The 19472-nt window shown below is 59.5% G+C and carries 18 protein-coding genes and 1 other RNA gene; 6 read left to right on the top strand and 13 right to left on the bottom strand.

What is annotated here, in order from left to right:
- Positions 1–12: 12 nt before the first annotated feature.
- The 10 genes from ABTV29_RS27525 to ABTV29_RS27480 form a co-directional block, all read right to left on the bottom strand.
- The gene (locus ABTV29_RS27525) at positions 13–1740 is read right to left on the bottom strand and encodes a hypothetical protein (protein WP_433767695.1); all 1728 of its coding nucleotides are present in this window, start codon (positions 1738–1740) and stop codon (positions 13–15) included.
- Complete coding sequence (locus ABTV29_RS27520) at positions 1737–2789, bottom strand: helix-turn-helix transcriptional regulator (RefSeq protein ID WP_433767694.1); 1053 nt, start codon at positions 2787–2789, stop codon at positions 1737–1739. The genes ABTV29_RS27525 and ABTV29_RS27520 overlap by 4 nt, the downstream gene beginning before the upstream one ends.
- 120 nt (positions 2790–2909) lie before the next feature.
- Positions 2910–3053, bottom strand: a complete 144-nt coding sequence (locus ABTV29_RS27515; protein WP_433767693.1) for a hypothetical protein — start codon at positions 3051–3053, stop codon at positions 2910–2912.
- 256 nt (positions 3054–3309) lie between these two features.
- Positions 3310–3707, bottom strand: a transfer-messenger RNA (tmRNA) gene (gene ssrA, locus ABTV29_RS27510).
- A gap of 95 nt (positions 3708–3802) precedes the next feature.
- On the bottom strand, positions 3803–4078 hold the full coding sequence (locus ABTV29_RS27505) for a hypothetical protein (RefSeq protein ID WP_433767692.1): 276 nt from the start codon (positions 4076–4078) through the stop codon (positions 3803–3805).
- A gap of 207 nt (positions 4079–4285) precedes the next feature.
- A complete protein-coding gene (locus ABTV29_RS27500; RefSeq protein ID WP_433767691.1) occupies positions 4286–7096 on the bottom strand; it encodes an FAD-binding and (Fe-S)-binding domain-containing protein in 2811 nt (936 codons plus the stop codon).
- Entirely contained in the window at positions 7093–7764 is a 672-nt protein-coding gene (locus ABTV29_RS27495; RefSeq protein ID WP_433767690.1) for a LutC/YkgG family protein, read from the bottom strand. The genes ABTV29_RS27500 and ABTV29_RS27495 overlap by 4 nt, the downstream gene beginning before the upstream one ends.
- Complete coding sequence (locus ABTV29_RS27490; protein ID WP_433767689.1) at positions 7764–9218, bottom strand: LutB/LldF family L-lactate oxidation iron-sulfur protein; 1455 nt, start codon at positions 9216–9218, stop codon at positions 7764–7766. The genes ABTV29_RS27495 and ABTV29_RS27490 overlap by 1 nt, the downstream gene beginning before the upstream one ends.
- Complete coding sequence (locus ABTV29_RS27485) at positions 9215–10039, bottom strand: (Fe-S)-binding protein (RefSeq protein ID WP_433767688.1); 825 nt, start codon at positions 10037–10039, stop codon at positions 9215–9217. The genes ABTV29_RS27490 and ABTV29_RS27485 overlap by 4 nt, the downstream gene beginning before the upstream one ends.
- A gap of 151 nt (positions 10040–10190) precedes the next feature.
- A complete protein-coding gene (locus ABTV29_RS27480) occupies positions 10191–11885 on the bottom strand; it encodes a lactate permease LctP family transporter (RefSeq protein ID WP_433767687.1) in 1695 nt (564 codons plus the stop codon).
- A 262-nt stretch (positions 11886–12147) separates the two neighbouring features.
- On the opposite strand from ABTV29_RS27480, the gene ABTV29_RS27475 reads away from it, so the two are divergent.
- Entirely contained in the window at positions 12148–12915 is a 768-nt protein-coding gene (locus tag ABTV29_RS27475) for a GntR family transcriptional regulator (RefSeq protein WP_433767686.1), read from the top strand.
- Between the two features lie 100 nt (positions 12916–13015).
- On the opposite strand, the gene smpB is transcribed toward ABTV29_RS27475, so the two are convergent.
- Positions 13016–13498 (bottom strand): SsrA-binding protein SmpB, encoded by a 483-nt coding sequence (smpB, locus tag ABTV29_RS27470; RefSeq protein ID WP_175375856.1) that lies wholly within the window; start codon positions 13496–13498, stop codon positions 13016–13018.
- Between the two features lie 118 nt (positions 13499–13616).
- Here smpB and ABTV29_RS27465 point away from each other — a divergent pair, with 118 nt between their 5' ends.
- Genes ABTV29_RS27465 through ABTV29_RS27455 form a run of 3 tightly spaced genes read left to right on the top strand, consistent with a single transcriptional unit; the run spans position 13617 to position 15757 of the window.
- A complete protein-coding gene (locus tag ABTV29_RS27465) occupies positions 13617–15020 on the top strand; it encodes a sodium-dependent transporter (RefSeq protein ID WP_433767685.1) in 1404 nt (467 codons plus the stop codon).
- Between the two features lie 7 nt (positions 15021–15027).
- Complete coding sequence (locus ABTV29_RS27460; protein ID WP_433767684.1) at positions 15028–15462, top strand: type II toxin-antitoxin system RatA family toxin; 435 nt, start codon at positions 15028–15030, stop codon at positions 15460–15462.
- Positions 15455–15757 carry an RnfH family protein gene (locus ABTV29_RS27455; RefSeq protein ID WP_433767683.1) on the top strand — a complete coding sequence of 101 codons (303 nt, stop codon included), beginning with the start codon at positions 15455–15457 and terminating at the stop codon, positions 15755–15757. Before ABTV29_RS27460 ends, ABTV29_RS27455 begins: the two co-directional genes overlap by 8 nt.
- 60 nt (positions 15758–15817) lie before the next feature.
- Here ABTV29_RS27455 and ABTV29_RS27450 read toward each other — a convergent pair whose 3' ends face one another.
- Positions 15818–16345: an outer membrane protein assembly factor BamE gene (locus ABTV29_RS27450; protein ID WP_433767682.1), complete on the bottom strand. Its 528-nt coding sequence runs from the start codon at positions 16343–16345 to the stop codon at positions 15818–15820.
- Positions 16346–16442: 97 nt separating this feature from the next.
- Here ABTV29_RS27450 and fur point away from each other — a divergent pair, with 97 nt between their 5' ends.
- The gene (gene fur, locus ABTV29_RS27445; protein WP_110966279.1) at positions 16443–16847 is read left to right on the top strand and encodes a ferric iron uptake transcriptional regulator; all 405 of its coding nucleotides are present in this window, start codon (positions 16443–16445) and stop codon (positions 16845–16847) included.
- A gap of 75 nt (positions 16848–16922) precedes the next feature.
- Here fur and recN read toward each other — a convergent pair whose 3' ends face one another.
- Positions 16923–18596 (bottom strand): DNA repair protein RecN, encoded by a 1674-nt coding sequence (recN, locus tag ABTV29_RS27440; RefSeq protein ID WP_433767681.1) that lies wholly within the window; start codon positions 18594–18596, stop codon positions 16923–16925.
- Positions 18597–18837: 241 nt separating this feature from the next.
- Here recN and grpE point away from each other — a divergent pair, with 241 nt between their 5' ends.
- Positions 18838–19404, top strand: coding sequence for a nucleotide exchange factor GrpE (gene grpE, locus ABTV29_RS27435; protein ID WP_433767680.1), 567 nt, complete (start codon positions 18838–18840; stop codon positions 19402–19404).
- Positions 19405–19472: the final 68 nt, after the last annotated feature.

Below are 19472 nucleotides of genomic sequence, written 5' to 3'. Positions count from 1 at the left end.
CAGTCAGTCGGGTTACAGCTTCAACGGCAGGTCGGAGTTCATGAAGTCATCGAATTCCGCCATCGTCTGAAATTGCAGTTGTTTGCCCAGCAGGGTTGCGAATTGATTGATCGCCGCCGCCAGGACGTCGGCGCTGGCGCTGGCATCGGAATTCACAATGGCGAACAGGTGCTCTGTTTCCTTGCGCAATTGCGGCAGTTCGCGCTGCGTGAAGGCATCCAGCCGTGCTTGTTCGTCGGCAATGCGGTCGCGGGCGGCAGCCTGGATGGCGCGGGTACGGGCCAACTGCTGGCGCGAAAGTTCGACTCCGCGCGCGGCGTCCAACGTGGCTTGGTAGAAGAGCGAGGAGAGGGTGTAACCGATCATGCCGCCAATGGCTGCGCCGACGAAGGGCACGGGAATGGCCAGTTGACCCAGCGCGGCCATCATCCCGCTGGAGAGCATGCCGGCGCCTTTCTCACCGACTTCGGTCAGCAGTTGTGCCTCGCTGATCTCGCCCGTGACGTAACGTTTGACCGAGCTGCCCAGCGACAGGCAAATGTTGATCGCCAGCGCTGGAGCGTTGGTGTTCGAGAGCGTGCGCAGGGTCTGGCTGCTCGATTGTTGCATCCCGCCTTTGAGCGCCGCGCCCGCGAATGCGGTGGCATAGCCCATGGCGCCGGCCTTGGCGGTGTCGACCGCGAGGTCCTGGACGGCTTCGCCCACGGCTTTGTCGCCTTGCGCAGTGGCCAGCAGGTTCTGTAGCAGGGAAATACTGCCGCCAATTGCAGCGCCGTACTTGGCGCCTTCCATGCCTGCCCGGTGGCTGGTGCGGGCGATGTCGCGCAGGGTCGCAAACTCGGGATGCTTGCGATAGAAGATGGCGTCCTCGGTGGTGAGTCCGCTGTCGCTGACATTGTCGGCAAGCTGATCGTAGTTATCCGCTTCGCGGCGCAGTTTTGCCGCGGCATCGGTGTTGCCGTTTTTTTCGGCGGCGTCTGCGTTCAGGCGTCGTTGGCGGGCCTGGTCGCGGCAATAGTCAGCGGCAGGCTTGGGCTGGAAGTCCTTGGAGGCAACAAGTTTCTCGAAGGCCTCTGCTTCGCGCTGCAGTTTGATGACCTGGTCTGCCTTGGCAGGGTCTGCAGCGATGCTCTGTGCGCGCTCGCGCAGTTTTTTCGCTTCCTCCAGGTAGTACGCCTTGCTCCCCTCAAACTGTTCCGAGGGCAGCTCCAGTTTGGTCCCCTGGTAGCGGGTGAACTTCCCGTCCTCCCGTGCAATGTCGTCGAGCAACTGATTGCGGTCGCCGACAAATTTCATCTGCGCCTGGGAGCCCTCGATGATCTGCCCGTCGAGAATTTGCACGCGATCCACGACGTTGTGGTTTCTGCCGTAGTGCGGCAGGTCGTCACTGCGCGAGGTGCGCACCTTGGAACCGCTGATGATCGCTTCGGCGTTGTCGCGGCTGGTGGCGGCGACTTCAGCGCTGAAACCGGCTTGCTGCTTGATGTTCTGTTTGGCCAGGTCCGGGTCGGCGTGCACCTTGTGCTTGGCGATATCAGCCAGGCCCTTGGCAAATTTCTGCCCGGTTTCGTGGTCGACGCCACTGTAGCCTTTGAGGTATTCGGCATTGGCACTGCCATAACGGCTGACGGTTTCACTGGTGGAAAGCGCGGCGGCGGTGCGCGTGATATCCCGTGCGATTTCTTCTCTGTTGTCGTCTTGGCGCGGGGAAGCAGGCGTAGCGGTTTCGTGGGAACTCATGGTGCCTCCTGGCAGGCATGTGTGTTCGTGAGAGAGGGCTGCGAGTACAGCGCCCCTGTTTTGATCAGCTTCGTTTTGATGGTTTCTGCCCAGCCCTTGGGCTCATGCAGTCGAATGTTTTCTCCCAGCCCAAACACCCACCAAAGCGTTTCCGGGTCGTCTGGCACTTGCACGCGCAGGCTTTGCCAATCGCTATCTGGCAGCGGTTCCAGGCTTTGCTCGGGTGCCAGTGGGGTTTCATTGAGCAGCCAGGCAATTTGTGGGGATACGTCCGCGTGCAGTTCGTGGTATTGCGTCGGGCCGGGGTTGTTGAAACCGCCGCTGTGGATGTAGCGGTCGATCTCGAAGTCGGATTGCGCCTGGGCTGGTTCGTCGAGGCACGTCGCTTGCTGAATCCGGTGCAGGGCAAACTGGCGCACGTCGTTATAACCATCGACGGTCCCTAGCAGATAACTGACGGAGTGACGCGAGACCAGGCCGGCGGGGTGGACTTTCAGTGCCTTGCAATCACCCTTGCTACGGCTGAGGTAGAGGATCTCCAGTTGCCGTGCTTGCAGCAGGGCTTCGGCGACCTGGGACCAGATGGCCGCATCGACTTCGGCGGGCTGCAACGCTTTGCCGTTGGGCAGGGCACGCACGCGTTCGGCCCAGTGAGCCAGACGGTTATGCTCCAGGCTCTGAAGTTGACGGTGTGCCAGGTCAAAATGGGGGGCCAGCAGGCCAAGCACGCTGGGCGGCATCAGCTTGCTGAGGTGACTTTGGGCGAGGACGAAGGCCAGGGCGGTGGGCGTGTCCAGCGCCGGGAAATCGAACTGTGGCGTGTCTTTGGGAAAGCTCCACCGATAAGGTCGCAGGCTTTCGTCACAGATCAGCGGAAAGTCCAGCGCGAGACGGCCCGTCAGATCACGTTGCAGGGTCCGACGGTCAATGTCGAAACTCTCGGCCTTGAGTCTTTGCAATAGCTCGTTGGTCGAGATGCTCCTGGGGGCACGCGGAATGAGGCGTAGCAGTGCCAAGTGCCTGAACAGGCGGTCTTTGGGATCTGACATGGGGGGACGACGCTCGTATCAACCTTGATGGTTCGCTGATGGCATATAGCCTGCGAACATTCCTTTAGTGGCGTTTTAGCACTATTTGCTTCAGCTCGCCATTAGTGAATGGTCGCAGCTTCACGATTGCCCGGTTCCGCTCGCGGGCCGGTTGCAAAACCTTTCTCGGTCCAGTTCTTTTTTCAGCTCGTCGACGGCCTGGCTTTTCTTCATCATCACAGCACCCACCACCAGGCCGATGGCAAAGCAGATCAACTCTTTCATAGGGACGCACCTCGCGGATGACAGGACTATTGAGGGGCATACTCCACCAGGGCTGCGACATTCTGTGTCGCCTGGAGCAGGGTTCTGAAGAGGATGATGTCTATTCGCTCGAGGCGATTCACTGATCAGGCGAATGACGGGGCGAAGGGAGGGGGGCGGTCGTCAAGGCAGCACGCTGGAAGGTGGATCGTTCCGTGACCAGATCGCGGGCAACAAAAAAGCCGTAAAGCGTTGGCTTTACGGCTTTTCTTGAGTTTGGTGGAGCCGGGGGGATTTGAACCCCCGTCCGCCAGCACTCCGCTGTCGGTACTACATGCGTAGCCGTGTCTATTAAGTTAACCCTCAGCGACCCGACGGGCAGGGTGCTTTGGGCGAGTTGTGTAAGTTTTAGCCGCTTCGTCCACAACGTACTGCACGGCGATTCTGTTCTATATGACAATCACTTTGGGTTTACAGACATCCCCTGGTGATTGCTGGACCCGAAGGTACCAGAAGCTCAGGATCTAAGGCTGCTTACGCAGCGATAGCGAATTCCTGGCCGTAGTTTTCGTCATTGGCAACTATAAGAAGTTGCAACAGTGGATTTACGAGTTCTGTTACCAACTCGGCATGCACCTAAAGTTTCGCAACCGGCGTCGAATCCTAAACGGCCCCGAACTCATTGCTCGTGAATCAAATGAGCAACAAGCCTGTACAGTCTACGGCAATGTGGCCCGGAAGGCCAACCCGAAGGTTGGCCTTGTCTGGCATCAGTTACGGGCAGGGTTTCGAATCTGGATCTTCTCCCACATGCCTTCGGCGATTGCGACGCAATCCTTGTCGTTACCGGCTGCCTGAGCTGCCTTCGCTCTCGTCAATGCGTCTTTGACGTTGTCCAGCTTTTCACTCGGGATGGACGGTGCACTGTCCACGAAGCTTTGTACCTGTTGAATGTTCGTCGCACAAAGATCTTTGTCCGCCGCAAACACGGGCGATGCCAGCAGTGCCGCAGTGATAAACAATCCAGCAATTGCAGAGTGCTTCATGGGTATCTCCTTGCGCATGAGGGCTCGGTGCTGCCGGTAAAGCAGGGCCGCTGGCCGAGGTGGTTATAAGCCCTTTCGCAGGGCCTAGCTAAATGACTATAGCTGTCGGCGGGAATTCGGTTTTTTTTTGCGGAGTTTGTGAGGATGCCGGCGAAACCTGTGGGAGCGAGCAAGCTCGCTCCCACAAGGATTTTGGTATTTACCCCCTCAAGCCGGGCGCGCTTGTGTCACACGATCCACCAGATAGACCAGCCCGTGGTAATCGATTCCGCCATGCTGGCTGAGGCCGATTTCACAGGTGCGACTGGTGGAAATGCCTTCGCCGCAGTACTGCACGGCGTCTTTCAGGGTGCGCAGTGAGTGCGCGTTGAGTTCGGGGGTCGTGAAGCCCTTGTCGCCGGCAAAGCCGCAGCAGTGGATGCCTTCGGGGATGACCACGTTTTTGCTGCACTTGCGCGCCAGATCGATCAGCGCCTGGCTTTCGCCAAGATGCTGGGTGCTGCAGGTGACGTGCACCGCGATGGGCGTGTCCTGCGGCGTGAAGTCCAGGCGATCCATCAGGTGCGTACGGATGAAGCGCACCGGGTCGTAGAGATCGAGGCGCACATCGCCCAGGTCCTGCGTCAGGCGCAAGGTGCAGGGGCTGGTGTCGCAATAGATGGGGTCGAGCCCGCCGCGACTGGCATGGAGCAGGGCACCGATCAGCTCCTGGCGTTTGTGTTCGGCTTGTTCGGCATAACCTTTGGAGGCGAATGGCTGACCGCAGCACAGGTTGTCCAGATTGTCCGGAAACACCACCTGATAGCCGGCTTTTTCCAGCAGGCCACGGGTTTTGTCGTACAAAGACATTTGTTCCTTGTCGCCGGCCGCCGGGCCCATGGCCCGTGAAACGCAGGCGGCCAGGTACACCACTCGCGGGCGTTCGTCCGACACCGGCGGGCTGAAGCGGATCGCTCGTTCAGGCTGCGGCATGGCAGGGGTCCACTGCGGGATTTGCCCTTTGGACAGGCGCGTCACAGTCGCCGAAAGCCTGGTCAGTCGCGGCGCCCCCAGCAGCATCCGCGCGCCGTTGGCCACGTGCAGCGTGAAGCGCGCGCCTTGCAGGGCGGTGGCGAAATTTCCTTCAAGCCAGGTGGCGGTTTTCTTGTGGGTTGCGTGCTGGCTGCGCAGCTTTTTCACCAGCTCGCCGGTATTGATGCCGACAGGGCAACGTTGCGCGCAGAGCCCGGTGGCCGCGCAGGTATCAATGCCCTGGTATTCGTAGGCTTCTTCAAGTTCGCGGGTGTCGACACCGGCACGTTTCTTCGCCTGGATATCGCGCCAGATCACAATGCGCTGGCGCGGGCTCAGGGTCAGGCCTTTCGAGGGGCAGACCGGTTCGCAGAAACCGCATTCGATGCACTTGTCCACAATCTCGTCAGCCGCAGGCAAGGGCTTGAGATGCTTGAGGTGAATCTGCGGATCTTCGCTGAGGACCACGTCCGGATTGAGGATGCCATTGGGGTCGAGCAGGCGCTTGAGCTGCCACATCAACTGGTAGGCATCGCTGCCCCATTCCAGTTCGACGAAGGGCGCCATGTTGCGGCCGGTACCGTGCTCGGCCTTGAGGGAACCACCGAACTCCACGGCGACCAACTGCGCCACGTCGTCCATGAACGCCTGGTAGCGTACGACTTCTTCGGCGCTGTTGAAGCCTTGGGTGAAGACGAAGTGCAGATTGCCTTCCAGTGCGTGTCCGAAAAGGATCGCTTCGTCGTAGTGATGTTTGTCGAACAACTCGATCAGGCGGTTGACGCCGATGGCCAGTTGCTCCACCGGAAAGGTCACGTCCTCGATGATTACCGTGGTGCCGGTTTTGCGCACCGCGCCGACGGCGGGGAAGGTGTCTTTGCGGATGGCCCAGAGGCGGGCGTTTTCCAGCGGGTCTTCGGTGAAGTCGACTTGCTTCTCCACCGGGAATGGCGCCAGGGACGCCATGATTTGCGCCAGTTGTTCCTGCAGCAATGTGGACGACGCGGCGCGGGATTCGATCAGCAAGGCGCAGGCATTGTTCGACAGGTGCTGTACGAAAGCCGGCATGCCAGGTTTGTTCTGCACCGAGCGCAAGCTGCGACGGTCCAGCAATTCCACAGCGGACACCGGCTGGCTTTTCAGCACGGTGACCGCATTGCAGCAGGTCTCCACGTTCGGAAAGACGATCAGCGCCGAGGCTTTGTTCGGATGGTCGATCACCGTGTCGTAGGTCACCGCGCTGATGAAACCGAGGGTGCCTTCGGAGCCCACCAGCAAGTGGCTCAAGATATCCACAGGCTCGTCGTAATCCACCAAGGCATTGAGTGACAGGCCGGTGGTGTTTTTCAGACGGTACTTGTGGCGAATTTTTGCAGCCAGTTCGCTGTTGGCGCGGGTCTCGCGGCCCAGGGCTGCCAGGCGCTCCAGTAGTTCTCCGTGGCTTTGCCGGAATGCGGCGACACTGGCGGCATCTTCAGTATCGAGGCGGCTGCCATCGGCCAGCACCAGCCGAATGCCAGCCAGTGTGTGATAGGTATTTTGCGCGGTGCCGCAGCACATGCCGCTGGCATTGTTGGCGATGATGCCGCCGATTTTGCAGGCGTTGATCGACGCCGGGTCCGGGCCGATCTTGCGTCCGAACGGCGCCAGCCAGGCGTTGGCCTGGGCACCGATCACCCCCGGTTGCAGGCGGATTTGCGTGCCTTGGCCGCGAATCTCGCGACCGTTCCAGTTATCCCCAAGGACGATCAGCACCGAGTCGCTGATGGCCTGGCCGGACAGGCTGGTGCCGGCGGCGCGAAAGGTCACCGGAACCTGATCGCGCTGCGCCAGTTTCAGCAGCGCCACTACTTCGTCTTCGGACTCGACGCGGATCACCAGTTGCGGAATCAGGCGATAGAAGCTGGCGTCGGTGCCGAATGCCAGGGTCGACAACGGATCGTCGAAGCGACGCTCGCGGGGAATCAGTTGCTGCGCATCGCGCAGGAAAGCGGCCGGTAGACTCATTGGTCCTCCAGAATCAACACCACCAGATCTTTCGGGCCGTGGGCGCCGTAGGCCAGCACTTGCTCGATGTCGGCAGTCTTCGACGGGCCGGACACCAGCAACGCGTTGGTCGGCATGCCTTGGGCCCATTCGAATTCCTGCTGTACCTGATAGAAGTTGTCGCGGATTTCGCTGGCCTTGAGCAGGGCGAAATGCACTGTTGGCGCCAGGCTCATCAAGCGTGGTTCTTCCCGTGTTGGCCAGAGAATCAGGCTACCGGTGGCAGCGATGGCGCCGAGGGTGCCGGTCAGACTCGCCGGCGTGTCGTTGAACAGTTCGGCTTTCCATTCTTCCACCGGGCGGTTGTAGGCCTTGAGTGTAGGCAGGGTCGGATTGTTCGCCCAATGCTGTGTGATCTGTTGGCCGTGCGCTGTGCTCGGTGCGATCAGCAGACTCGGCAGCTGACGATCCTGCAGCAGTTTGGCCAGCAGGGCAGGCCAGGCTTGCGCTGAGGTCAGGTGGATTTCCGTGTGCACCGCTTCCATCAGTTTGCGCAGTTGCGGGATGCGTTGTTCCGGGGTGTAGGTGTAGGGCGCGGTCACCAGATCGACATCAAAGTTGTCAGGCACCGGTGTGGTGCCTGTCAGGCTGTTGCGCAGTTTGCCGAGGATATTTTGTTTGGCGCTCATTAACGATCTCCCTGTTTGGCCAGATGCTCGCGGGCCATGTCGTGCAGTGAGCGCGCGGCGGGTTTCGGTGCGCTGTGGTTTTGCGTCCAGGGGCCGACGTTGTTCGGCGTGAGCGCACGCAGGCGGGTGGCGGCGAGCGTAAACAGGCGATACAGCGTCGGCGAGCTGTTGAGCCGGGCCCAGGCGTTCCAGATAAAGCGTTCCTTGCGCGAGTACTTGCGGCCCTGGTCGCGCATCACGCGATTTGGACTATCGGGCGCCTTGACGTTCTCTTCGCGCAGGCGCCGCAGCAGCGAGGGGATCGGAATCTTGACCGGGCACACTTCACCGCAGGCGCCGCACAACGAGGAGGCGCTCGGATGATCCGGAACCTTCGCCAGGCCGACCATGTGCGGGGTGATGATTTTTCCGATAGGGCCGGGGTACACCTCGCCGTAGGCATGACCGCCGATTCGGGTATAGACCGGGCAATGATTCATACAGGCGCCGCAGCGGATGCAGTTCAGGCTCTGGCGCAATTCGCTGTCGGCAAAAGCCTGGCTGCGACCGTTGTCCAGCAGGACCAGATGCACTTCCTGCGGGCCGTCGAGTTCATGTTCCTTGCGCGGGCCGGAAATCATGTTGACGTAGGTGGTGATCGGAATGCCCAGGGCCGAACGGGTCAGCAGTGACAACAACGGCACCACGTCGCGCAGGTTTTCCACGACTTTTTCGATGCCGGTGACGGCGATGTGTACCGGTGGAACGGTCGTGGTCATGCGACCGTTGCCTTCGTTTTCCACCAGCAGCAAGGTGCCGGTTTCGGCCACGGCGAAGTTGACGCCGGAGACGCCGATGTCCGCTTCGAAGAACTTCTGCCGCAGGACCCTGCGACCGATCTGGATAAGCTGGTCAACGTCCTTGGTGTATTCCACGCCAAGTTTGTCGTGGAACAAGGACGCGACCTGACCGGCATTCTTGTGGATCGCCGGCATGATTATGTGTGAAGGCTTCTCGTGGTCGAGCTGGACGATGTACTCGCCCATGTCCGATTCCAGGCATTCAATGCCCTGTTCAGCGAGGACATGGTTCATCTCCATCTCTTCGCTGACCATCGATTTGCCCTTGATCACTTGCCGCCCCTCGTGAGCGCGGATGATCGACAGGACGATGCCATTGGCTTCGTCCACCGTTTCCGCCCAGTGCACTTTCACACCGTTGCGGGTCAGGTTCTGTTCAAGTTGCTCGAGCAGGTCGGGCAGCTTGGATAAGGCACGGGCGCGGACCGCATTGCCCAGCGCGCGCAGATGTTCCCTTTCGTGGGCATCGCCGAAGGCGTTTGCCCGTTTGGTCATCAGTGAATCCATCGCCTTGCGAAAATTGTTTCGCAATTGCGCATCACCCAGCGCGTTGTGAGCGCGGGTGCGGAAATCTTCTTCTACGGCGACCGTAGGAATAATCGCGGAAGCGTTCATTGCGCGCCTCCGGTTCGTTGCCAGAGGAAGCTGGCCAGGTGTTGACCGCGCAACGCTTCCTTCTGTTTTTCCAGCGAGCCGTTGATGTTCATTAGGCAACCGCAGTCGGCACTCAGTACCTTGTGTGCGCCGGATTCCTTCAACGAACGGGTCTTGTCGGCGACCATCGCTCCGGAAATATCCGGCATACGGACGCTGAAAGTCCCACCAAAGCCACAGCATTCGCTCTCGTGGTCATGATTGACCCGTTCCACGTTGCTCAGTTGCGACAACAACTCGCGCCCGTGCAGGTGGGTGTTCATCTCACGGCGTGCCGAACACGAGGTGTGCAGCGCCACTTTTATCGGTTCGCCACTGTCCTTGAGCTGCACCTTGCAGACAAACAACAGGAATTCGGCGAGTTCGTAGGTTCTGGCCGCCAGGGCCTGGACCTGTTTCAACGTCTGCGGCTCGTCCTTGAACAGGTCGGCATAGTGCTCGCGCAACATACCGGCGCAGGACCCCGACGGAACCACCACCGGATAATCCTCGGCGAACAGCGCCAGTTGCGAGCGCGCCACGGTCCGGGCCTGCTCGGTGTAACCGGAGGTGTAGGCCGGCTGTCCGCAGCAGCTTTGCCCTTGCGGATACTCGACACGGATGCCCTCGCGCTCCAGCAGGTGGATCGCGTCCATGCCGGCTTGCGGGTAGAACAGATCCACTACGCAGGTCCCGAACAGGTACACCCGTTGCGGTTTCTCGCTGGGGTATTGCCGAGGCTCGGGCAGTGGCGGGGCGACGCGGGTCGCATTCGGCACAGCGTTGTAAAAAAGCTCGCTCATCAGGCGTGTCTCCGGGTGGTCCCGGTTGTCCGTCCGCTGAGGCTGCTGAATATAGAGAGAGATTCTTTCAGCAGCCTTGCAGACCGGGTTGTGAATAGCTGACGCCGGAGTGGTGGTCCGGCGTCGGTTTTTTTCAGGTCGGCTGCAGGACTCAGTGCACCAGCATGCCGGTGAACCAGTAGGCCTGGGCCAGGGTGATCAGGCCGACGATGGTTGCGAAGAACAGGCTGTGCTTGAGCGTGAAGCGGAACAGATCCGATTCCTTGCCCACCAGGCCGGTCGCGGCGCAAGCCACGGCGATCGATTGTGGCGAGATCATCTTGCCGGTCACGCCACCGCTGGTGTTCGCCGCCACCAGCAAGGTGTCGTTGACGCCGATCTGGTGGGCGGTAGTGGCTTGCAGCGAACTGAACAGCGCGTTGGACGAGGTATCGGAACCGGTCAGGAACACGCCCAGCCAGCCGAGGAACGGCGAGAAGAACGGGAAAGCTGCGCCAGTGCCAGCCAGTACCAGGGCCATGGTCGAAGACATGCCCGAGTAGTTGGTGACGAAAGCGAACGCCAACACCATGCCGATGGACAGGATCGGCCAGCGCAGCTCGTAGAAGGTCTCTTTCAAAGTGGTCAGACCAGTTTTGACGTTAACTTTCAGGATCAGCATCGAGATCAGCGCCGAGAAGAAAATCGCCGTGCCGGTCGCCGAAATCGGGTCGAGCTTGAACACTGCCGGAATGGCGGTCGGCGCGGCCACGATAGGCGCAGTCTTGATCACCAGCTGGTCCAGGTGCGGGATGGCAAAGTTGAATACCCAGCTGTACATCGAGCCGCCGGCGGCAAACATTGCCTTGAACGGTTTCAGGGTCCAGATGGTGACGAGGACCGTGAGGATCAGGAACGGCGACCAGGCCTTGAAGATTTCGCCCAGGCTGTAAGGCGAAGCCACGGTGGTGCGTTTTTGGCCAAAACCACCGGCGCTTTCGCTGACCACGGAAGCCGAGACGGCGCCCACGATGTGCTGGCCGGCAGCGCGTTTCGGTTGCCAGACTTTCAGGAACAGGGTCAAGGCAATCAGGCTGGCCAGGGCGGAGGTGATGTCCGGCAGTTCCGGGCCGATGAAGTTCGACGTGAAGTATTGGGTGACGGCAAAGCTCAAGCCGGCGACCAGGGCGGCTGGCCATGTTTCACGAACGCCGCGCAGGCCATCCATCATGAACACCAGCCAGAACGGCACGAACATCGACAGCAGCGGCAGTTGGCGGCCGGTCATGGCGCCGATCTTGAACGCGTCGATACCGGTAACCTGGCCGGCGACGATGATCGGAATGCCCAAGGCGCCGAACGCCACCGGAGCGGTGTTCGCAATCAGGCACAGGCCGGCTGCGTACAGCGGATTGAAGCCGAGGCCTACCAGCAATGCGGCGGTGATCGCCACCGGTGCGCCAAAGCCTGCCGCACCTTCGAGGAAGGCGCCGAAGCAGAAACCGATCAGCAGCACTTGCAGGCGTTGGTCGTCGGTAATCGACAGCACCGAGCTGCGGATCACTTCGAACTGGCCACTCTTGACCGTGAGTTTGTAGAGGAACACGGCTGCCACGATGATCCAGGCAATTGGCCACAGGCCGTAGGCGAAACCGTATCCGGCGGCGGCGAACGCCATATCGACCGGCATCTGGAACGCGAAGATCGCCACCAGAATCGACAAAGCCAGGGTGATGCTGCCTGCCACGTGCCCTTTGAGTCGGAACACGGCCAGCGCCAGGAAGAAAAACACGATGGGAATGACGGCTGCGAGCGCGGATAAACCGAGGCTGCCGAGCGGGCTGTAGAGCTGTTGCCAGGTTTGCATATGGGGTGGCCCCTAATTGTTGTTGGTCAGGCACTGATCAGCGTGCTTGGATAATTGGTAATACCAATTTACAATCGCTGTTGGCTAGGGTAAAAGCCTTGTAGGCGGTGTGTCAATTTGCCGCCCTAAAACTTTTGTCGAATGCATAGCCCTTCGGGGTGTCTGAGCCGCTTGGCTAAATGCTGACTGGCAGGTGCCGATGCCTTGTGGATAGGCCAGAATAGAGCCCCGGCGTGTCGTCGGATGGTGGAGAAATCGAGTTATGGGCTTTGATCAGATTCGTCAGCGCCGTTTGTCTGACGATATTGTCGAGCAACTGGAGGGCATGATCCTCGAGGGCACGCTGAAGGCGGGCGAACGCTTGCCGGCGGAGCGTGCCTTGGCCGAGCAGTTCGGTGTGTCGCGACCTTCGTTGCGCGAAGCCATTCAGAAACTCGTTGCCAAGGGGTTGCTGGTCAGTCGTCAGGGCGGTGGAAATTATGTAGTGGAGTCCCTGGGCACGACGTTCAGTGATCCATTGCTGCTACTGCTGGAAAGCAATCCCGAAGCTCAGCGCGATCTGTTGGAGTTTCGTCATACGCTGGAGGCGTCCTGTGCCTATTACGCCGCGCTGCGCGCGACTGATGTCGATCGCGAGCGGCTGACCGCGGCGTTCAACGAATTGCAGGACTGCTATTCGCGCCACGATGAAGTCAGTCGGGCGGAAGAGGGGGCGGCGGACGCGAGGTTCCACCTGGCGATTGCCGAAGCCAGTCACAATGCGGTGCTGCTGCACACCATCCGCGGCTTGTTCGACCTGCTCAAGCGCAACGTGGTCACCAACATTGGTGGCATGTACAAGCAGCGTACCGAAACCCGCGACATGCTGATCACGCAGCACCGGGAACTGTACCTGGCGATCGTCGAGGGCAGGGCGGAACAGGCGCGGGAAGTCTCCAGCCGCCACATTCTGTATGTGCAGGAAGTGTTGGAAGAGGTGCGTCAGGAAGTGCAGCGCGTGGCCCGGGCGGAGCGGCGCAAGGGGATGTAATCGGATTTAAACGAAAAAGATCGCAGCCTTCGGTAGCTCTCTGCAGGAGCTACCGAAGGCTGCGATCTTTTTGCTGGTGCCAGTAACAAAGGCCGGAAAATCAGTCTTCCTTGCCCTTGTTCCGCACAGCGCGCTGCAGCTCACGCCCGGCATCGCGTTCGCGCTCGGTATCGCGCTTGTCGTATTCCTTCTTGCCCTTGCCCAGCGCGATTTCGCACTTGACCATGTGCTTGCTCCAGTACCAGGACAGGCACACGCAGGCGTAACCCTTTTGCGCCACGGCGGCGGACAGCTTATCCAGCTCGCGCCGGTTCAGCAGCAGCTTGCGCGTGCGGGTGGGGTCAGCGATGACGTGGGTGCTGGCGGTCGTCAATGGCGTGATGTGACTGCCGAGCAGCCAGGCCTCGCCATCCTTGAGCAGCACATAGCTGTCGACCAGCTGCAGCTTGTTCGCCCGCAAACTCTTCACTTCCCAGCCGGCCAGGACCAGACCAGCCTCGAACTTGTGTTCGATGAAGTAATCGTGTCGCGCCTTTTTATTTTGCGCGATTGTCCCTGTGGGGTGTTTCTTCTGTTTAGCCATAGGGCCGGCATTATAGGGAGTTGCAAGCGAGTCGGCTACGGTGAAGCTGTGTGCTTGAGCAGGTTGATTGAATCCCGGACAATGCGCGCACTTTTTTGAATGCTTGGTCGTAGTGACAATGTCGACAGACAAGGTTTCTGTCCACGGCAGTTGGGCTAGCCGCTGGGTTTTCATACTCGCCGCGACCGGTTCGGCCGTTGGGCTGGGTAGTATCTGGAAATTCCCGTACATGGTCGGCGTCTTCGGCGGCGGCGCCTTCGTGTTGATGTTCCTGATTTGCATCGCACTGATCGGCATTCCGGTCATGCTGGCGGAAACCTTGATCGGCCGGCGTGCCCGGCAGAGTCCGGCCAATGCTTTGAAAGCCTTGGCGAAGGAGGCGGGGCATTCGGGCAAATGGTCCTGGGGCGCCTTTGGCGGGATGATCACGGCGCTGCTGATTCTGTCTTTCTATAGTGTCGTCGGCGGGTGGTCGCTGGATTACATCATCGACATGGGGCGCGGCGACTTTCAGGGGGCAACACCCAGTCAGGTCGGCGTCTATTTTGGCAATGTCATCGCCGATCCGTGGCGCCTGATACTCTGGCACACGATATTTATGCTGTTGTCAGCGATTGTGATTGCCAAAGGCGTGGTTGCGGGGCTTGAGCGCAGCTTGCGCATCATGATGCCGTTGTTGTTTGTGATGATCCTGGTGCTGCTGGGGTACAGCATGACCACGGGGCATTTCATGGAGGGCGTGCATTTCATGTTCGACTTCCATCCGGAAAAGGTACTTGATGGTTTGTTGCCCGCCATGGGGCACGCGTTCTTTTCCCTGAGCGTAGGTGTTGGGTCGATCATGATTTACGGCGCTTATATGCCGAAGAATTCGTCGATTTCCGGAACCGTCGTTGGCGTGGCCTTGCTGGATACTTTCGTTTCTCTGGTAGCCGGTCTGGCATTGTTTCCGATAGTGTTCGCCGCTGGCTTGAACCCCAGCGAAGGCCCAGGCCTGATGTTTGTCAGCCTGCCGTTTGCCTTCGGGAACATAGCGTTTGGCCAGTTGATGGGCGTAGTGTTCTTCGTGCTGGTGGCGATTGCAGCATGGAGTTCGGCGATCTCGCTGCTCGAGCCGATGGTGGCTTACCTGGTAGAGCGAACCAGGGTCAGCCGCGCCTGGGTGACCTTCTGGCTGGCATTCATTTGCTGGTTTGTCGGTCTGGGTACGGTGTTTTCATTCAATATCTGGAAACAAGCCAGATTTTTCGTGAGCGAAGACGGACTGTTTCGGCTCTACCAATGGGGAGCGGCGGGCGGACTGGATTTCTTCGGTGTGATCGACTTTTTCACCTCGCGGATCATGTTGCCACTTGGTGGCTTATGTTTCGTGGTGTTTGCGGGCTGGGTAATGGGTCGGGAGGCGGTGAGCGACGAATTGTCGATCCGCAACCCGGCGTTGTATGCCCTGTCCATGTTCTTGATGCGCTATGTGGCGCCCATCGGCATTCTCGTAGTGTTTGCCGCCCAGCTGTGGAAGTGACGCTGACATGACGACACACATTTCACGTTCGGCCTTGCTGCCGTACCCGGCGCAAGCCCTGTATGACCTGGTCAACGACGTGGCGCGGTACCCGGAATTCCTGCCCTGGTGCTCCTCGGCACAAGTGCTGGAAAGCACCGCCGACTTTATGCGCGCGAGCGTCGGCGTAGCCAAAGGCGGGCTCAGCCAGCATTTCGTGACGCGTAATACGCTGGTGCCGGGCCAATCGATCGAAATGAACCTCGAAGAAGGTCCATTCACGCAGCTGCACGGTGTCTGGGTGTTCAAGCCATTGGGCGAAAAGGCCTGCAAGATCAGTCTGGACCTGTCGTTTGACTACGCGGGGCCGATTGTTCGCGCGACTCTTGGGCCCTTGTTCAATCAGGCGGCCAATACGCTGGTGGATGCGTTCTGCCAGCGGGCCAAGCAAATGTATGGTTGAGGTCGAGGTGGTGTATGCCGCCATTGATCGTCAGGTTCTCCTGTCGGTAACGGTTCCGGCAGGGACGACTATTCGTGCAGCGTTGCTGAAATCCGGCATCGGTCAGGCATTTCCGGAGCTGGATTTGGCGGAGTGTCCGCTGGGGATCTTCGGCAAGGTGATCGCCGATCCGGGCAGCCGTCAGGTTCAGTCCGGGGATCGCATCGAAATTTATCGGCCATTGCTGGCGGATCCGAAGGAAGTTCGCCGGCTGCGTGCAGCCAAGGCGGCCGAGGCCAAGTCCCGGAATCAATAGATCGCCAATTTCCAGGCAATAAAAAACCCGGGCATGCCGGGTTTTTTATTGCGTCGCAAATTATTGCGGCGAGGTTTCCAACGGTTCCGGAGTCGGGACGGGAACAGTTTCCACGCCATCGACTTCTTTCTGGATCTGATCCAGCAACGAGCCTGGCTTGGCCGGTTTCTCCGGCTTTGGCTTCTCGACGTTTTCTGCTGGAGCGGTCACTGTGGTGCCGCTGTCCTTGCCGAGAATGGCCTCGTCACGACTCACGCCAGGCATGAAGTCGCCGGACAGGCTGACAAGTTGATCATTTGAGTTGAAGATAACGCTAATGCGTTCCTGTTGGCGTTCACCGCCACCCGGTTGCAGGCTGTACAGATAATCCCAGCGATCGGCATGGAACGTGTCGGTCAACAGAGGGTTGCCCATGATAAACCTTACTTGCTTACGGGTCATTCCCGGGCGTAACTGGTCTATCATGTCCTGCGTGACGACATTGCCCTGCTGGATGTCGATTTTGTAAACCCCGGGGAATGAACAACCGGCGAGTGCGAGCAGTCCCACAAAGGTGAAACTGGTTAGCAAGAGCTTGGTGTTTTGCATCGGTGGGCGACTTCCACTATCTTGGCTGGGACAACGTAAACGCCGATCATACCCGCATTAAGAGAAGCTGCGAAGCAGCATCGCGAGAAAGCTGACCATGGTTGAAAATAGCGAACTACGCAAAGCCGGCCTCAAAGTGACCCTGCCACGGGTCAAAATTCTGCAAATGCTCGATTCCGCCGAGCAGCGCCACATGAGTGCCGAGGATGTCTACAAGGCACTGATGGAGGCTGGCGAGGACGTCGGTCTGGCCACGGTTTACCGTGTACTGACCCAGTTCGAGGCAGCTGGCCTTGTGGTGCGGCACAACTTCGACGGAGGCCATGCGGTCTTCGAACTGGACGACGGCAAGCATCACGACCATATGGTCAACGTCGAGACCAGTGAAGTGATCGAATTCTTCGACCAGGAAATCGAGAATCTGCAGAAAGCCATCGTCGAGAAGTACGGCTTCGAGATGGTTGATCACAATCTGGTGCTGTACGTGCGCAAGAAAAAGTAAGCATGTCGCGCGAACACAAGGTTCGCGATACGAACGAAGGCGGCCCCAGGGTCGCCTTCGTGCTTTCTGCCTGCCTTAAACCTTTGCGGCAACCACCATTTTTTTGGCGTGTGCCAGAGATTCCTTGGTGAGGTCGATGCCGCCCAGCATTCGAGCCACCTCTTCGACCCGATCGTTCTTGCTCAATTTGGAAACGGCGGTGCGCGTCGCGTCCTCGCCGCGTACCTTGTGCACAAACAGGTGTTGATGACCCTGGGCTGCTACTTGTGGCAAGTGAGTCACCGTCAGAACCTGTCCTCTTTCGCCAAGCCGGCGCAGCAACTGGCCGACAATCTCGGCCGTCGGGCCGCCAATTCCCACGTCCACTTCGTCAAACACCAGGGTCGGCACGCGAGAGGTTTGCGCGGTGATCACCTGGATGGCCAGGCTGATCCGCGACAGCTCGCCACCCGATGCAACTTTCGCAAGGGCTTTCAGTGGCTGGCCTGGGTTGGCGCTGACCAAGAGTTCCACTTGTTCAAGTCCGTTCGGCAGCAATTCGTCATTGCTGTTGGGGCGTAGTTCGATGATGAAGCGGCCGCCGGGCATGCCCAAGCGCTGGATTTCCTGTTCCACGGCGCTGGCCAGGCTGCCGGAAGCCTGATGGCGCAGATCGCTCAGTTCCCGGGCCTTTTCCTGATAATGGCGAGCATAGGACGACAGCTCGTCGCTCAATCGCTCGATGGATTCGTCATTGGCATTCAGGGTTTCGATTTCTTCCAGCAGCTTTTGCTGCATTTCGCCGACCTCGGTTGGCTGGATGCGGTGTTTGCGCGCCAGGGTATATATCGCATCCAGGCGCTCTTCCAGATACTGGAGGCGTGATGGGTCGGCATCGAAATTGTCGAGGAAGCGATTCAATTCGCCCACGGCTTCTTCAACCTGGATCTGTGCACTGGTCAGCAGGCTGCTTGCCTCGCCCAGCGCGCCGATCGAGCTGTTGACGCTCGACAGACGATTGAGGCTCGCGGTGAGCGCGTTCAGTACGTTGCCCGAATCACTTTCGCTGCATTGTTCGACCACTTGCCGGCAGATGCCCAGCAGGGTTTCGGCGTTGGTCAGGTTTTTGTGTTCTTGCTCAAGCTGTTCCAGTTCGTTGTCGCCGAGGCCCAGGTTTTCCAGCTCTTCAAGCTGATAGCTGAGCAATTGATGGCGTGCGCGTTGCTCGTCGCCCGAATTGGAAAGGCGCTCCAGTTCCTGGCGAGTCTGGCGCCAGCGCTGTGCGGCCAGCTGCACCTGACGAGCAAGGTCCGTCGCGCCAGCGTATTCGTCGAGCAGGCGGCGGTGGGTGTCGGTTTTGAGCAGGGATTGGTGTTCGTGCTGGCTGTGAATGTCGATCAGCAGCTCGCCGAGTGCCTTGAGGTCGCCCAGGGGGCAGGGCGTGCCGTTGATATAGCCGCGCGAGCGGCCCTCGACTGTGATTACCCGGCGCAGGATGCACGGGCCATCGGTCTCGAGATCGCGTTCGGCCAGCCAGGCGCGGGCTTCCGGTATGTCGGCCAGGTCGAAGGTTGCCAGGATGTCGGCCTTGTCTGCGCCGGGGCGGACCACGCCGCTGTCGGCGCGATCGCCGAGGGTCAGGCCCAGGGCGTCGAGCATGATCGACTTGCCGGCGCCGGTTTCCCCGGTGATCACGCTCATCCCGCGATCGAGTTCGAGGTCGAGATGTTCAACGATGGCGTAGTTATGTACGGACAGGTGCACCAGCATGAAGGCCGCTCCCAGGCTTTATGTCTGGTTATTTATACAGTGTTTTGTTTTGGGCTGACAATGCCCCTCGTTAGCTCGATTCGCTTGAGCCGACGAAATTGTTAGCGCGCCATGGAATGACAATGCAGCTGTTTTTTGTAGGGTTAATGCTCGCAGCCCCCTTGAAGCTCAATTTTGCGGCCCCATATAGCTCGGCAGAAGTGCGAGTCAGGCTCGCAGACGATATTGAAAGGAGAATTTTATGGCTGACGAACAGACAGTGGATACGCAAAACCCAGACGCCAACCAGGCGCCCGAGGCTTCGGGTGAAGACCTGGCGGCTCGTGTACAAGTGCTCGAAGAGCAACTGGCAGGCGCGCAGGATCAGGCTTTGCGCGTAGCCGCCGATCTGCAGAACGTCCGCCGTCGCGCCGAGCAGGATGTAGAAAAGGCTCACAAATTCGCCCTGGAAAAATTCGCCGGCGATCTGCTGCCGATCATCGACAGCCTGGAACGCGGCCTGGATTTGTCCAGCCCGGATGACGAAAACATCCGTCCGATGCGCGAAGGTATCGAGCTGACCCTGAAAATGTTCCAGGACACCCTGAAGCGTTATCAGCTGGAAACGATCGATCCGCACGGCGAACCGTTCAATGCCGTCAAGCATCAGGCCATGGCCATGCAGGAAAGTGCCGACGTCGAGCCGAACAGCGTGCTCAAGGTGTTCCAGAAGGGCTACGAGCTCAATGGTCGCCTGCTGCGTCCGGCAATGGTCGTGGTCAGCAAGGCTCCGGCACCAGTTTCGCCTTCTATTGATGAGCAGGCTTGAAACTAGCCGAAAGGCCCCCATTTAGAAGTCAAGCGTTTAAGTGCTACCGCAGTTAGCAACCACTGCTG

It is taken from the genome of Pseudomonas putida, assembly GCF_050989985.1.
GTDB lineage: Bacteria > Pseudomonadota > Gammaproteobacteria > Pseudomonadales > Pseudomonadaceae > Aquipseudomonas > Aquipseudomonas putida_AI.
Note: the sequence above shows the minus strand (reverse complement) of the source record. Positions and strands in the feature narration are given on the sequence as shown.

Bases quoted from the DNA above. Each gene is read 5' to 3' on its own strand.
- ABTV29_RS27525 (WP_433767695.1), bottom strand. From the start codon at position 1,740: ATGAGTTCCCACGAAACCGCTACGCCTGCTTCCCCGCGCCAAGACGAC.
- ABTV29_RS27520 (WP_433767694.1), bottom strand. From the start codon at position 2,789: ATGTCAGATCCCAAAGACCGCCTGTTCAGGCACTTGGCACTGCTACGC.
- ABTV29_RS27515 (WP_433767693.1), bottom strand. From the start codon at position 3,053: ATGAAAGAGTTGATCTGCTTTGCCATCGGCCTGGTGGTGGGTGCTGTG.
- ABTV29_RS27505 (WP_433767692.1), bottom strand. From the start codon at position 4,078: ATGAAGCACTCTGCAATTGCTGGATTGTTTATCACTGCGGCACTGCTG.
- ABTV29_RS27500 (WP_433767691.1), bottom strand. From the start codon at position 7,096: ATGAGTCTACCGGCCGCTTTCCTGCGCGATGCGCAGCAACTGATTCCC.
- ABTV29_RS27495 (WP_433767690.1), bottom strand. From the start codon at position 7,764: ATGAGCGCCAAACAAAATATCCTCGGCAAACTGCGCAACAGCCTGACA.
- ABTV29_RS27490 (WP_433767689.1), bottom strand. From the start codon at position 9,218: ATGAACGCTTCCGCGATTATTCCTACGGTCGCCGTAGAAGAAGATTTC.
- ABTV29_RS27485 (WP_433767688.1), bottom strand. From the start codon at position 10,039: ATGAGCGAGCTTTTTTACAACGCTGTGCCGAATGCGACCCGCGTCGCC.
- ABTV29_RS27480 (WP_433767687.1), bottom strand. From the start codon at position 11,885: ATGCAAACCTGGCAACAGCTCTACAGCCCGCTCGGCAGCCTCGGTTTA.
- ABTV29_RS27475 (WP_433767686.1), top strand. From the start codon at position 12,148: ATGGGCTTTGATCAGATTCGTCAGCGCCGTTTGTCTGACGATATTGTC.
- smpB (WP_175375856.1), bottom strand. From the start codon at position 13,498: ATGGCTAAACAGAAGAAACACCCCACAGGGACAATCGCGCAAAATAAA.
- ABTV29_RS27465 (WP_433767685.1), top strand. From the start codon at position 13,617: ATGTCGACAGACAAGGTTTCTGTCCACGGCAGTTGGGCTAGCCGCTGG.
- ABTV29_RS27460 (WP_433767684.1), top strand. From the start codon at position 15,028: ATGACGACACACATTTCACGTTCGGCCTTGCTGCCGTACCCGGCGCAA.
- ABTV29_RS27455 (WP_433767683.1), top strand. From the start codon at position 15,455: ATGGTTGAGGTCGAGGTGGTGTATGCCGCCATTGATCGTCAGGTTCTC.
- ABTV29_RS27450 (WP_433767682.1), bottom strand. From the start codon at position 16,345: ATGCAAAACACCAAGCTCTTGCTAACCAGTTTCACCTTTGTGGGACTG.
- fur (WP_110966279.1), top strand. From the start codon at position 16,443: ATGGTTGAAAATAGCGAACTACGCAAAGCCGGCCTCAAAGTGACCCTG.
- recN (WP_433767681.1), bottom strand. From the start codon at position 18,596: ATGCTGGTGCACCTGTCCGTACATAACTACGCCATCGTTGAACATCTC.
- grpE (WP_433767680.1), top strand. From the start codon at position 18,838: ATGGCTGACGAACAGACAGTGGATACGCAAAACCCAGACGCCAACCAG.